The following is a 12,862-nucleotide window of genomic DNA, read 5'->3' on the forward strand; positions in this document are numbered from 1 at the left end:
TTGCTCAGATGATTAATTTGGACGAAGACACCCTTGTCTGTGATTTGGCAGAAACCTATCAAATATACGAATACAAACAGCTACCTTTAAAGCAGGTTGCTGTTTTTGCTTATGGTCTGAGGGATGATTCGAGAATTAAACAGATTATGTCTGACCAAATCGTCCCTCTCGAAACGACTTTACTTGCAAGTATCGTAGACAGACTATCTCTTTCTTTGTGGTTGCAAACAAAAGATGGGCAAAAGGGCGTTAATCGTCCAACGTCAATTGCTGAAATGCTAACAAAGAATAACAAAGAAGAGAGAGATGAAAGGGATTATCTAGTCTTTGAATCTGGTGAGGACTTTGAAAACTATCGCAAGGCTTTGCTTGCAAAAACAGGAGGTGAGGATTAGTGGCGACCGAATTAGGAAAAGCCTATGTACAAATCATTCCATCCGCTAAAGGTATTAGTGGCATGATTCAAAAGGAAATGGGTGGTGAAGTTGCCTCTGCTGGCGTTAGCGCAGGCGAATCCCTCGGATCCAAAATGATGGGCGCTGTTTCAGGAGTTATTGCTGCTGCTGGAATTGGTCAGGCAATCGGAGCATCGATAAACGAAGGGGCAGCACTCCAACAATCGCTTGGTGGTATCGAAACCCTATTTAAAGGCTCAGCCGATAAAGTCAAAGGGTTTGCAAACGAGGCCTACAAGACAACAGGTCTTTCAGCCAATGCCTATATGGAAAATGTTACAGGTTTCTCAGCAAGCTTATTGCAATCTCTTGGTGGAGATACAGATAAAGCAGCAGAAACAGCTAACATGGCCATGATTGATATGTCGGATAATGCTAATAAGATGGGGACATCTATGGAAAGCATTCAACTTGCGTATCAAGGTTTCGCCAAACAAAACTACACCATGCTCGACAACTTAAAATTGGGTTATGGTGGTACCAAACAAGAAATGCAAAGGCTTTTGTCCGACGCAGAAAAATTGACAGGCGTTAAGTATGACATGAATAACTTGTCAGATGTTTATAGCGCCATTCATGCTATCCAAGAGAATTTGGACATCACTGGTACAACAGCAAGAGAAGCAGCAACAACTTTTACTGGTTCATTTGAATCTATGAAAGCAGCTGCTCAGAACGTTCTTGGAAAGTTGTCTTTGGGTGAAGATATTCAACCTGCACTACAAGCTTTGATGGAAACGACATCCACATTTCTTTTCGGAAACCTAATTCCGATGATTGGAAATATTTTGAAGCAAATTCCTAACCTTATTTTAGGAGGAATCAAGGGTGTTTTCAGTGGAATCTTTGGCGAAGGTCTAGGAAGTATCATGGGTGGTATCGTTACCGCTCTTGGTTCTGCATTTTTAGCTTTTAAAGCATTTTCGGCAGTCTCGGGATTGCTATCTGGAATACCTGCTGTCTTAACGACAATTAAAACAGCAGTCACGGGTCTATTTACTGCTATGAGTGCCAATCCAATTGGAATTGCAATCGCTGCGATTGCTGCATTAACTGCAGGATTGGTTTATTTCTTCACTCAAACTGAGATGGGGAGACAAATCTGGCAAGGCTTCATGGATTGGTTCTCTGGTGTGTGGCAGTCTGTCGCACCAGTCTTGACCGAAGTTTGGAATGGTATTGTTGAAACAGCTACAACCGTCTGGAACAATATGATGGCTGTTGTTGCTCCGATTATCCAAGCAGTTGTTGATTTTATTAGGTCTGTTTGGGACGGTATTTCCCTATGGTGGACTGAAAATCAAGGTTTGATTCAACAAACGTTCACAACGGTTTGGAACGCAATCCAGACAGTTATTCAGACGGTTATGCCGATTATTCAATCCATTATTGAAACCGCAATGAATATCCTTGCTCCTTTCATTGAAGCGACGTGGAACAATATCTGCACGGTAGTAACAACCGTTTGGGAATTGATTAAGATTGCTATTCAGACGGCTATGGATGTTATTAGTGGCATCATAAAAGCTGTGATGCAAGTTATTAATGGTGACTGGAGCGGTGCTTGGGAAACTATAAAAGGTGTTGGTGAGGCCATCTGGAAAGGATTGTCTGCTACAGGTAAGGCTATCTTTGATGGTTTTGCTCAGATATTATCTAACATCTGGAACACGATCAAATCTGTCGCAAGCAGTGCTTGGGAAGGTTTGAAATCAACAGTCTTAGGTCTGATTGATGGACTTGTCCAAGGAGCTCAGCGAGCATGGGAGAGTATGAAGCAAGGTGTTAGTGACCTTGTAAGCAATGTTACGAGTATCTTTGACGGTATCCGAAACATTGACCTTTGGGAAGCTGGTAAGGCTATCCTTGATGGATTCCTTGGTGGTTTGAAATCCGCTTGGAGTGCAGTTACTGACTTCGTCGGTGGTATAGCTGGTTGGATTGCTGACCACAAAGGTCCGATTGAGTATGACCGCAAGCTCTTGATTCCTGCTGGTAATGCGATTATGCAAGGTTTGGATAGAGGGTTGCAGGACCGTTTCAAAGGTGTTAAGAAATCTGTTAGCGGAATGGCTGGTGAAATCGCAAACGCATTTTCAAACGATGATTTTGGTTTGAGTGGAACACCTACCATTGCCAAAAATATTGAAGCAAGTTTGGCTATGCCAAGCGCTCAACTCGAGGCAAAAGACAGTCAAACCGTGTCTGAGATAGCGATTCTGAGAGCAAGTATGGAGAAGATCCTTACTGCTATCCTTGAAAAGCCGTCAGATACTTATCTGGACGCTGATAAAATTTCAATGAGCGTCTACCAACGCCAAGGTGCGATTTACGCTAGGGAGGGAATTTAATGGAATACATGATTATCAATGGTTTCAATACTTCAACCATTCCTAAATGTGTGGTGACCGACTTTGGCGAGGTAGAGGCTGCTAAACCTAAAGTCTCGGAAACAGCTACCCTGTTTGGGGTTAACGGGAATTACCGTGTCTTGGAAGGTGCTTATGAGAGTTATGAACGAACATTTGCATTTTACCTTCCAAGGACGGTAGACCCGTCTAAAATCGTTGAGAGATTCCAACCAAATGATAATACGTTAGAGTTTAGCTACCAGCTAGGCTCTTTATTTTATGCTGATTTTGTCAGCGCAAAATACAAACCTCAAGGCATGCACGGCTGGAAATTAGAAATCAAGCTGAGTATGCAACCGTTCCGCTATCAGAAAAATGTTGCTCCTCTGGTCTTTACCGCAAGTGGCAATGTCAACAATCCAGGCTCTGTCTATAGTGAGCCTGTAATTGATATTGAGGGGGACGGAGATATTTCGTTGACTATCGGACGGACAACTATGCACTTGACCATTAGACGAAAAGTGACCATTGATTGTAGACATAAGAAACAGAATATCTATAATGCAGACGGTGCTGTTCAAAATACGCTACGGAGACGTGGAGGTTTCTTTGAGTTGGCAGTTGGTAATAACGGTCTGGTCTTTACTGGTGCGGTTCGTAAGGTTACGGTTCGGCCGAATTGGAGGTATATCTTATGATTTATCTTACTGAGGGTAATACGCCTTTAAACGAGGCCTATAATGATGAAATCGTTCAGGAACGAAACAATACCTATCAACTGACCTTTCGCTTTCCTACGTCGGATCCCAAGTGGGAATTACTGAAAGAGGAAACCTTTCTGACTGCTGATGACCTGCATGGTGAGCAGGATTTTTATATTTTTGAGGTTGAAAAACAACAAGGATATATCCAAGTCTATGCCAATCAGGTTATCAGTCTGTTAAATAACTACATCGTTAGCTCTATCGATGTGGATCGCGTCAGTGGGACGAGGGTATTGAGCGCATTGGCTGGTAGTATTACCAGAACCAATCCCTTTTCTTTTTTCTCGGATATTGACGACAGGCATACGCTCAACATCAAGGACAAGAATGCTATGGAAGTCTTGGCCAAAGACAAGCACTCTATCCTTGGTCAGTGGGGCGGAGATATGGTGCGAAATGGCTACAACTTACGCTTGTTGAAGAATGGCGGTTCTGAAAATGAATCGCTTTTTATGTACAAGAAAAACCTGTCTAGCTACCAGCACAAGACCTCAACGAAATCTTTGAAAACTCGGATAACCTTTAAAACGACCGTCAAAGGAGAGGGAGAAAAGGCGCCTGACGTTGATTATGTAGTGGTGATTGATAGTCCCTTGCTTGGGAAATATACCCAAATCTATGAAGCAGTTGTTGAGGTCAATGACCAGAATGTCAAAGACCAAGCTAGTTTGATTGAATACGGAAAGCAGTATTTTCGGACAAGTATGTGCGACATGCTGGAAGATAACCTTGAAATTTCAGTTGTCGGCCAGAGCGATGTAGCGGTTCGGATGTTCGATGTGGTCAGCATCTACCATGAATGGTACGGTCTTGATGTGCGTAAGAAAATCACGAAATATACCTATTCGCCAATGGCCAAACGCCTAAAATCAATAGGTTTCGGGACATTCCAGTCCAGTCTTGCGAATGCAATCGGTGGGATTGTAAATGATGCCGTTTTGAATGAAAGTCGAAATCTGCATCAGATTTTTGAAGAACGTTTGAAAAAGGAAATCGCTAACGCTGACCGTGCTTTTGATGCTGAATTTGCCAAGCGTGAGAAAGCTATCACGGATGCCATCGAGCAGTACAAGGCCAAGGCTGAAGAAATGGGCGCTAAAATCCATGAGGAAATGGAGAAGGAGCGTCCTGAGTTTGTGAAGCGTATCCGTGAAGAGCTGATGAGTGGTGCGGACTCAATCGCTGAACTTAGTAAGAAACTAGAGCAAGTAAGCGAGACTGCAAGAGTCAACGCTAGTCTGATTGGTGGGGACGGGAATACCCAGTATAACAAGAACCGCTTGAATGGTGGTACTGCTAAGAAAATCAGCTATGGAACGGATTTTGTAGAGGTTGGCCACAACGGTGATGGTTTTGAACTTGGTAAGAAATACGTTATAAGCTGGTCAGCAACCTGTACACCTTACGGTAAGGCAGATGTGACTGTTGTAGTCAATAAGACACCGTTCTATGGTGGGCACATTCATCTTGCGCCTGCTAATACAGTCATGCCAGCGATTGATAAAGATCTTGTCCAGAAAGAGGAGCAGGTCTTGGCGGTCTACTACGGTGCCTATCGTCTGACTTTCTCAGGCGACTGGTATCAGAATGTAGAGCAGTCTTTGATGATTGATAATCAGACAAGACGGATTGAACTAGCGCCAGTCTATAAGACGGTTGCTGATGGGCAAAATTCAAGATATGACGGAAGTTGGAACGAGAGTCCAACTTTTATTTTTGATGGAGGAAGAACATGACAGAGACAATCCCAATAAGGGTACAACACAAGCGAATGTCAGCACGGGACTGGGCAAGTAGCCCTCTGGTCTTACTTGATGGAGAGTTAGGCATTGAGAGTGACACTGGTAAGGTCAAGGTCGGAAATGGCCGTGACCGATTTTCAGCATTGCAATATCTGACTGGTCCTAAAGGAGACCGTGGAGAAACAGGACCAGCAGGCCCGAAAGGAGCAGATGGTGTTGTACGGTTTGAAGGTTCAGCGGCAGAGAGGGCATTATCTGAATACGCCAAAAAGTCTGAAACGCCAGTATATCGTATCGCTAAAGGAGATATTTCAGGAACGGGAGAAGGTGGGACTGAAATCATCGATAAAAATTTTATTTTCAACTCAGATGGAATAAAAGTTGGAGATATTGTTCAAGATATATTTGTTACAGACAGTGGCACTCAAGAAGGTTTTTGGAAAGTTACTAACGTTAATGGAAATAGAATAACATTGAACGGCATAGGAATGCGTAATGTAACCTCTTACAGCAAATTAATTAACAGAGTTACAGCTCTTGAAAATCGTCCTACATTTGACACGTTGACTCAGACACAACGAAATAGCTTGCGAGGCCCCGCAGGACCAATAGGCGCAACGGGTCCAGCAGGTCCCAGAGGTGCGGACGGAGCTAGAGGTGCAGACGGTGCGCCTGGTCAAAACATCATCAATCAAAACGGCGGACAAGCTCTGAAATATTGGGCTGGAACAAGGTCTCAATATGACGCAATTTCTAACAAAGATGCTAATACCATCTACGATATTTATCGCTAACAGGAGGTAATATGGCACGAGAAGGAATTTACGTGGGCTCTAAAGAAATTATTCAGCGTTATGTCGGTACAAGGCTGGTTTGGGAGAAAGTCACAATCCAGTTTGACGAAATTTTAAGATTCACTTCAAATCGCTTTGGGTCATTTTGGCGTTTTGGCTCTACAGAAAGAGCCTTCATCGACTTAGGGATATCCGAACGTCGTCCGTATGGTTTGGATGGAATAGAGGATTGTAATGTGGTGAAACTTCAAAATTCTAACAAAATCTTTGAAGTTAGGGTAGTAATAAGCCAACGAGATACTGGCTATTCAACAAGTTACCAAAGACGATACAACTACCAATTGTTTGTCATTTTTAAAAATACGGATGAGGTGCAGGATTTCATCTCCAATAAGTACAACGAAACCTATATTTTTGGCAGAAAAAGAGGAGGCTAGCATATGGATATTACCATTCAAAACGTCCGTTCGCCTGCTCTTGAGCATAACGGACGGTATTACAAGGTATTTCAGCCACGGACACGAGATGAACTGCTGAAGCTTCATCACATGGGCTGTGTGGGAGACACGGTGCTGACGGATATCCAGCTTGAGCAGGGGGATTTCCCAACTAGCTTTGTAGAACCAACTGTCACGCAACGTACCTTGTCAGGTCTCTTCAAGGATATGCGTTCTATTGAACTGGAACTGAGAGACCCGAACAGTACCTTATGGGGCAAAATCCAGCAGAATAATCAAGGGGCGCTGACCCAGTTCTTTGATACGAATGTCAAGAGCGCTATCGCTCAGACGGCTAGAGAAATCAGGCAGGAAGTACGTGATGCTGCTAACAGTGCGAGGGTGCAAGTGACACCAGAAGGTGTCACCATTGGCTCTACTACCTTGACTGGTGAGCAGTTAGCCTCTACCATTTCGACCAGCTCGAAAGGCGTGGATATCATCGCCCCAAAAGTCAGAGTGAAATCCGACATGATTGTGGATGGTGCGGTCACTGCTGGGAAGTTAGCAGCTGGCTCCGTTACTGCTGACCATATCCAAGCAGGTGCCATCACAGGCGATAAAATCAGCGTAGATGATGCCTTAATCAAGAATCTGACCGCTAGAGATGCCTTGATTGACAAGTTGACATCTAAGGAAGTCTTTGCGACTAAAATCGAGTCTGTCGTGTCTAGTTCGACATTCCTTGAAGCCTATCAAGGTAAAATTGGCGGATTTACACTTGGACAATTTGACCAAGGTGGAGGTCGCTGGATTTCTGGTGTGAACCATTTTGCAGTAGGTATGGGAAATGGAGAAGGCCGAGGAACCAGAACCGCATTTTGGGCGAACTGGGGCGATAGCTGGAACACAATTGGAGATAGAGCTTGGTATGTGAATACCGACGGCAAAATGTACTGTAAGAATGATTCAATTTTTTACAGACAAGTCACATTTGATACTAATTGTTCTGTTGATTGCTATGGAACCCAGACATTCTATAAATCGCCTGTCTTTGTCCACGGAATCGAGTTAGGCTCTGCAGATATTTATGGTGACGGCTCAAATCCGAAAGGCGGTAAGAATGCGGTCGTTTGGTGGAACCAAGTTGGAAGTGGAAGTGTGAAATACTGGGGAGATAAATCTTCAGACAGACGTTTGAAAGAAAACATCACAGACACGGCTGTAAAAGCCTTGGACAAAATCAACAGACTAAACATGGTCGCATTTGATTTTATCGAAAGCAAGAAGCATGAAGAAATTGGTTTGATTGCTCAAGAGGCTGAGACTATCATTCCAGAGGTTATTTCACGAGACCCTGAGAATCCAGATGGCTATCTGCACATCGACTATACCGCTTTCGTACCCTACTTACTGAAGGCTGTCCAAGAACTAGACCAGAAAATAAAAGAAATGGAGAACATACATGGATAATCACACAATCGACAAGCTAGTCGCTGAGACGCTCGCTAACCGCTTGGCTGAGGGCGAATTGAATTGTGCGCATTTAGAAGCGCACTATACGCTGGCTTTAGCTGAATTGCAGGCATTTAAAGCCGTGCTGGAATATGACCCAGCACTCAAAGAACTATTTGAAGAAACGCAAGCTAAAATGAAAGGAACTAACGAATGACTTACAAATTAACAGGAAGACCAACTTTAAAAGGGGAAAAGAATGTCACAATCGTAACGATTGAGAAAGAAGAACCTGGACGCTACAGTTATGAGCGTGTTGAATTGCCAGGCAATCGCACGAATGATAATGAAGAAGTACTGATTCAAGCAGTTTTAGACTTCATTCGTACGGAACTTGACCCGACAAGCGCTCTTGTACAGGCTCAGGCTAAATTAGAAGAAACTCACGTTAAATTGGAACAAGCAGAACAGAAATTAGCACAATCTGAGGCTAAGCAGACCGCTACGGAACAGACTGTTCAGAAGAATAAAGAAGAAGCTGACCGTTTTGGTAAAATCAGTCATGCTCTAGTGTTGGCTTTGGTAACTAGCAAGGTTATTCCTTACGGGACGACATACAAAATCCTAGCAGATTTAATTCCGACAGCTGAAGTTGGAAAAAATTATATGGCTAGCGACTTAATCGCTATCGAAGACCCAGCACACGTTGAAGTCGATGGAGAAGGCAAACGTATTTTGGTTCAGTTGAATAAGGAATTTACATACAACGGTGAACCTGTCAGCGACTTTGCCCGAAATGGTCGCCTTGAAATGGACGGAACAGGCGCAGCATGGAAGTTTGAACCTAAAGAATAGCGAGGTGCTATATGGCAGAATTTGAACGTTTAATTGTACAAATTTTCCTCTCTTTGATTCCTGTTGTCGGTCTTTATTTCTCGATGAAAGACAGAGCGACCAAACAAGAGAATCGTCTTACGGTTTTAGAGAAAGACATCGAGAACCTGCACGAATTTAAGATGTCTGCCAATAAACGATTAGATAACCACGATGAACAGAATAAGGCTATCTTAGTCCTTGCGGAACAGGTTAAATCGCTAGGTGAAGACGTCAGAGAATTGAAAACGCTGATTCAAAGCAAAACTTAAGAAAGGGGCGCAGAATGGTCTGTAATCTCAATACGACCAATCTTGCACAAGTGGATGGCGGTTACCTCATTAAGCAGGGTGATGTAGCTTCTACCTTTGGTTTTGTCCTTTTAGATGAAGATTATCGAGCCGTCTCCTCTCTTGATGGGGAGGTGGCGACCATTAGTCTGACCATGGACAAATACCAGTGGAAGAAGAAGGTGACTGTCACGAACTCAAGCGTGAATTTTAATCTGGACGCTATCTTACCTGTTGGGAAATACCGCTTAGAGATCGGCGCTGGCGGATATATTTTTCCGAGCGATAAGGCTACGCACATCAAGATAGTGGCTTCAGATAAGGAATTGGTCACAGAGGAAGTCCATGCTCTCAAAGAGCTGGATATTGCAAAGGAAGTTGAGAAACAACTTGCAGAAAAAACAGTAACAGATGGTGGAGTATGTCCGGAATTTCCAGACCTACTCTTCTTTTATAATCTTGGAAAGGTATAGAAAAAAATGGAAACTACAAAATTAACAGAATTTGCCCGCACATTGGGAGAAGATAACAAACGAGTTAACGAAGAATTGAAAACCAAGGTTAGCACGTCAGCAATGACGCAGGCTATCTCACAGGCAGTCACTCAAGCTAAAACGGAAGTTAAGGCTGAAATTTTAGGCGAAGGAACGCCTGAGAACCTTGATACGCTGAAAGAAATTGCGGATAAAATCACGAACATGGGTCAGGATGAAAATGGCGCACTTTTGGGAAAAGTGACAGAGGTTAGCGGACGCGTTGACCAGATTGCTAATCTTGATTTGGTTGCGACATATAATCAAGCGAAAGCGTGAAGCCTATGAATAACCTTGAAAGTCTAGCAACAGAAATTGGTAAGGATATCAAGGGCATTAAAGAGCAACAGGTTACGAAAGATGAGCTGGAGGCAAAGCATTATCTTACTGAGAATCAAACTCTCAGCTTAGAAGGCAACAGACTGAGTCTCACAAATGGTGGTTCTGTTAATCTTCCAACTGTTTTGAGAAGCTCAGAATATCGGATTTCAAAATCGGATATTGCCGGAAACGAAGTCGGTGCTACTGCGACAATACCAATCAATTCTTTAATGAATCCAATAGGTATCAAATTTGGAGATGTAATTCAAAGCTTTAATAACAACTCTGAAGGAGCAGATGAAGGCTACTGGATTGTAACAGGCATTAGCGCTCAAGGTATTTCTGTGAGAAAGATTGGCTCAAGACACTTGTATTCAACTTACAATGATACTGAGTTGAAACAAAAGATTTCAGCTTTAGAAAGCCGGCCATCATTTGATACGCTGACACCGACTCAACGCGATAGATTGAAGGGTGAGAATGGTCATAGCTTAAGTGTCAATGCCCGTATCGAAGGGTCTTATCGAAATGGCGCGACTAGTCAGTTGAACCTGTTTGCGGATGTATTCTACGATGGCGAAGCAGTCACGAGTGGTTATACTCTTGATTACTACTACCGTGGCTTTGGAAATAACAACTGGGGGGTGTTGAGAAATCAGACTCCTGATCCAGCTGGGAAATTTGGAACCTGGAGTGCTACCCAGCGCTCTGGTGGTTGGTTCGAAGTCCGTATTGAAGTGAGCTACAGAGGTCTTAAGGCCTCTGGGTTCGCTCATTTAGATAACGTAAACGATGGCCCCAGAGGAGCAGACGGAGCGCCTGGTCAGAACATCATCAACCAACAGGGACAACAAGCACTGAAGTATTGGGCAGGAACACAAGCGCAGTACGATGCTCTTCCAACCAAAGACCCTAACACGATTTATGATATCTTTAAGCAGGTGTAGTTATGAAAGATAGAATAAGGATAATGTTAGGCAATCAGGAGATTGTTAAGCGGTATATTGGCGATAGGTTGGTGTGGAGTGGTGGAGGAGAAATTTTATTAACAATAGAACCAAGTGGTTCTTCCGGTTATAAAGCTACTATATCTTTTTTTCTATCCAATACATTAATCATACCTAACAATTTTGATTATAAACAAATAAAATCTATGCAAGCCGACGATAAACCACCTCTTTCATTACCAGAAATATCTTATCTTTATAATGATGGAAATTATTTTGAAATAGCATTCGTCGGAGATGACTCAATAGGGAAAAAAATAGAAAAATACACAAAAAAAGCAAAAATAATTAAATTTTTAAGATAGAAAGGAAAAATATATGATTAACTGGAAACTACGACTACAAAATAAATTCTTTTGGCTGACTGCTATCCCAGCCTTCTTGCTTGTCTTGCAAGCTGCTGCTGCAGTCTTTGGATATCATCTGGATTTGGGTGATATCGGTAACAAGCTGATTTTGCTTGTTAATGCGGTATTCGTGTTCTTGACTGCTATCGGTTTGGTCAATGACCCGACTACAAGTGGAATCACAGACAGCACACGAGCACTAGAATACAAGAAACCAAGTGAGGAATAGGTATGGATATCGATACAAGTAGACTACGCACGGACTTGCCGATTGTTGGGTTTGAGCCTTTCCGTCAGGTTCACGCTCACTCAACAGGCAACCGAAACTCAACTGCTCAAAATGAAGCAGATTACCACATGCGACGTCCTGTTGATTCAGGCTTCTTTTCTCACGTTGTTGGTAATGGTCGTGTAATGCAGGTTGGACCTGTCAATAAAGGAGCCTATGATGTTGGGGGTGGTTGGAACGCTGAAACTTATGCAGCAGTTGAACTAATTGAAAGTCATTCAACTAAAGAAGAGTTCATGACAGACTATCGCCTATACATCGAATTGCTACGTAATTTAGCAGATGAAGCAGGTTTGCCAAAAACGCTTGATACAGACGACTTGGCAGGTATCAAAACGCATGAATACTGTACGAATAACCAGCCGGATAACAGTAGCGACCACGTTGACCCGTATCCTTATCTTGCTAAATGGGGTGTTAGCCGTGAACAGTTTAAGCGAGATATTGAGAACGGCCTGGGCGCCGAAACAGGCTGGCAGAAGAATGATACAGGCTATTGGTATGTACACTCAGACGGCTCTTATCCAAAAGACAAGTTTGAGAAAATCAACGGAACCTGGTATTACTTCGACGGTTCAGGCTACATGCTTGCAGACCGCTGGAAGAAGCACTCTGACGGCAACTGGTACTACTTTGACCAATCAGGCGAGATGGCCACAGGCTGGAAGAAAATCGCTGAGAAGTGGTACTATTTCGACGTAGAAGGTGCCATGAAGACAGGATGGGTCAAGTACAAAGATACTTGGTACTACCTTGATAGCAAGGACGGAAACATGGTATCTAATGAATTCGTCAGAGCAGGTCAAGGCTGGTATTACATTAAACCAGACGGAACAATGGCAGATAAGCCAGAGTTCACAGTAGAGCCAGAAGGCTTAATTACAACTAAATAATTTAAAAAATAAAACGAAAGGAAACTTTCTAAATTGTTCTTTCTACCGCAGGCTTAGGCTTGCGGTTTTTTTGTTTTGTCAAAAATAAAAACAGTGAAATTACTCACTGATTCTTTTGTAAACTACTAGAATTAAATTAAAACCTCCTCAACTATACGGGCAAATATGAGTATGAAAATGAATACGATGATGAATACGATTTAAAAAAATGATAGCAATTAATGAAAATGATTTTAATGGAAAATAAGTAAAAACTCAACTATTGAAAATCGATGATAACTATTTGTAAACGCTTTTCACTTATGGTATAA

General features: G+C 42.8%; 16 protein-coding genes. All 16 read left to right on the plus strand.

Translation table 11 applies throughout. The features are described from left to right. Nucleotides 1–8: 8 nt before the first annotated feature. From ACERDH_RS00960 to ACERDH_RS01035, 16 genes are read left to right on the plus strand one after another with little or no spacing between them, the layout of a single operon-like run. Nucleotides 9–395 (plus strand): DUF5361 domain-containing protein, encoded by a 387-nt coding sequence (locus ACERDH_RS00960; RefSeq protein ID WP_415741892.1) that lies wholly within the window; start codon nt 9–11, stop codon nt 393–395. Beyond that, complete coding sequence (locus tag ACERDH_RS00965) at nt 395–2,806, plus strand: phage tail protein (RefSeq protein ID WP_415741893.1); 2,412 nt, start codon at nt 395–397, stop codon at nt 2,804–2,806. Before ACERDH_RS00960 ends, ACERDH_RS00965 begins: the two co-directional genes overlap by 1 nt. Beyond that, nucleotides 2,806–3,504 carry a phage tail protein gene (locus ACERDH_RS00970; protein ID WP_415741894.1) on the plus strand — a complete coding sequence of 233 codons (699 nt, stop codon included), beginning with the start codon at nt 2,806–2,808 and terminating at the stop codon, nt 3,502–3,504. Before ACERDH_RS00965 ends, ACERDH_RS00970 begins: the two co-directional genes overlap by 1 nt. Beyond that, on the plus strand, nt 3,501–5,306 hold the full coding sequence (locus ACERDH_RS00975; RefSeq protein WP_415741895.1) for a phage tail spike protein: 1,806 nt from the start codon (nt 3,501–3,503) through the stop codon (nt 5,304–5,306). Before ACERDH_RS00970 ends, ACERDH_RS00975 begins: the two co-directional genes overlap by 4 nt. Next, nucleotides 5,303–6,106 (plus strand): phage upper tail fiber protein, encoded by an 804-nt coding sequence (locus ACERDH_RS00980; RefSeq protein WP_415741896.1) that lies wholly within the window; start codon nt 5,303–5,305, stop codon nt 6,104–6,106. Before ACERDH_RS00975 ends, ACERDH_RS00980 begins: the two co-directional genes overlap by 4 nt. Before the next feature lie 11 nt (nt 6,107–6,117). Then, nucleotides 6,118–6,543: a hypothetical protein gene (locus ACERDH_RS00985; RefSeq protein WP_261060352.1), complete on the plus strand. Its 426-nt coding sequence runs from the start codon at nt 6,118–6,120 to the stop codon at nt 6,541–6,543. Between the two features lie 3 nt (nt 6,544–6,546). Next, a complete protein-coding gene (locus tag ACERDH_RS00990) occupies nt 6,547–8,016 on the plus strand; it encodes a gp58-like family protein (RefSeq protein WP_415741897.1) in 1,470 nt (489 codons plus the stop codon). Further along, nucleotides 8,009–8,215 (plus strand): hypothetical protein, encoded by a 207-nt coding sequence (locus tag ACERDH_RS00995; protein WP_415741898.1) that lies wholly within the window; start codon nt 8,009–8,011, stop codon nt 8,213–8,215. Before ACERDH_RS00990 ends, ACERDH_RS00995 begins: the two co-directional genes overlap by 8 nt. After that, a complete protein-coding gene (locus ACERDH_RS01000; RefSeq protein WP_415741899.1) occupies nt 8,212–8,853 on the plus strand; it encodes a hypothetical protein in 642 nt (213 codons plus the stop codon). Before ACERDH_RS00995 ends, ACERDH_RS01000 begins: the two co-directional genes overlap by 4 nt. 11 nt (nt 8,854–8,864) lie before the next feature. Beyond that, nucleotides 8,865–9,143 (plus strand): DUF7365 family protein, encoded by a 279-nt coding sequence (locus tag ACERDH_RS01005; protein WP_033686253.1) that lies wholly within the window; start codon nt 8,865–8,867, stop codon nt 9,141–9,143. A gap of 14 nt (nt 9,144–9,157) precedes the next feature. After that, complete coding sequence (locus ACERDH_RS01010) at nt 9,158–9,634, plus strand: hypothetical protein (RefSeq protein WP_415741900.1); 477 nt, start codon at nt 9,158–9,160, stop codon at nt 9,632–9,634. 6 nt (nt 9,635–9,640) lie between these two features. Next, on the plus strand, nt 9,641–9,973 hold the full coding sequence (locus tag ACERDH_RS01015) for a hypothetical protein (protein WP_261078266.1): 333 nt from the start codon (nt 9,641–9,643) through the stop codon (nt 9,971–9,973). Between the two features lie 5 nt (nt 9,974–9,978). Then, nucleotides 9,979–10,962, plus strand: a complete 984-nt coding sequence (locus ACERDH_RS01020) for a phage upper tail fiber protein (protein WP_261078267.1) — start codon at nt 9,979–9,981, stop codon at nt 10,960–10,962. A 2-nt stretch (nt 10,963–10,964) separates the two neighbouring features. Continuing rightward, a complete protein-coding gene (locus ACERDH_RS01025; RefSeq protein ID WP_415741901.1) occupies nt 10,965–11,327 on the plus strand; it encodes a hypothetical protein in 363 nt (120 codons plus the stop codon). A gap of 13 nt (nt 11,328–11,340) precedes the next feature. Continuing rightward, a complete protein-coding gene (locus tag ACERDH_RS01030) occupies nt 11,341–11,598 on the plus strand; it encodes a phage holin (RefSeq protein WP_415741902.1) in 258 nt (85 codons plus the stop codon). A gap of 2 nt (nt 11,599–11,600) precedes the next feature. Then, entirely contained in the window at nt 11,601–12,551 is a 951-nt protein-coding gene (locus tag ACERDH_RS01035; protein WP_415741903.1) for an N-acetylmuramoyl-L-alanine amidase, read from the plus strand. The last annotated feature ends 311 nt before the right edge of the window (nt 12,552–12,862 follow it).

The organism is Streptococcus bovismuti (genome assembly GCF_042436615.2).
Lineage (GTDB): Bacteria > Bacillota > Bacilli > Lactobacillales > Streptococcaceae > Streptococcus.

Bases quoted from the DNA above. Each gene is read 5' to 3' on its own strand.
- ACERDH_RS00970 (WP_415741894.1), top strand. From the start codon at position 2,806: ATGGAATACATGATTATCAATGGTTTCAATACTTCAACCATTCCTAAA.
- ACERDH_RS00960 (WP_415741892.1), top strand. From the start codon at position 9: ATGATTAATTTGGACGAAGACACCCTTGTCTGTGATTTGGCAGAAACC.
- ACERDH_RS00990 (WP_415741897.1), top strand. From the start codon at position 6,547: ATGGATATTACCATTCAAAACGTCCGTTCGCCTGCTCTTGAGCATAAC.
- ACERDH_RS01020 (WP_261078267.1), top strand. From the start codon at position 9,979: ATGAATAACCTTGAAAGTCTAGCAACAGAAATTGGTAAGGATATCAAG.
- ACERDH_RS00975 (WP_415741895.1), top strand. From the start codon at position 3,501: ATGATTTATCTTACTGAGGGTAATACGCCTTTAAACGAGGCCTATAAT.
- ACERDH_RS01015 (WP_261078266.1), top strand. From the start codon at position 9,641: ATGGAAACTACAAAATTAACAGAATTTGCCCGCACATTGGGAGAAGAT.
- ACERDH_RS01030 (WP_415741902.1), top strand. From the start codon at position 11,341: ATGATTAACTGGAAACTACGACTACAAAATAAATTCTTTTGGCTGACT.
- ACERDH_RS01005 (WP_033686253.1), top strand. From the start codon at position 8,865: ATGGCAGAATTTGAACGTTTAATTGTACAAATTTTCCTCTCTTTGATT.
- ACERDH_RS01010 (WP_415741900.1), top strand. From the start codon at position 9,158: ATGGTCTGTAATCTCAATACGACCAATCTTGCACAAGTGGATGGCGGT.
- ACERDH_RS01000 (WP_415741899.1), top strand. From the start codon at position 8,212: ATGACTTACAAATTAACAGGAAGACCAACTTTAAAAGGGGAAAAGAAT.
- ACERDH_RS01035 (WP_415741903.1), top strand. From the start codon at position 11,601: ATGGATATCGATACAAGTAGACTACGCACGGACTTGCCGATTGTTGGG.
- ACERDH_RS01025 (WP_415741901.1), top strand. From the start codon at position 10,965: ATGAAAGATAGAATAAGGATAATGTTAGGCAATCAGGAGATTGTTAAG.
- ACERDH_RS00985 (WP_261060352.1), top strand. From the start codon at position 6,118: ATGGCACGAGAAGGAATTTACGTGGGCTCTAAAGAAATTATTCAGCGT.
- ACERDH_RS00995 (WP_415741898.1), top strand. From the start codon at position 8,009: ATGGATAATCACACAATCGACAAGCTAGTCGCTGAGACGCTCGCTAAC.
- ACERDH_RS00980 (WP_415741896.1), top strand. From the start codon at position 5,303: ATGACAGAGACAATCCCAATAAGGGTACAACACAAGCGAATGTCAGCA.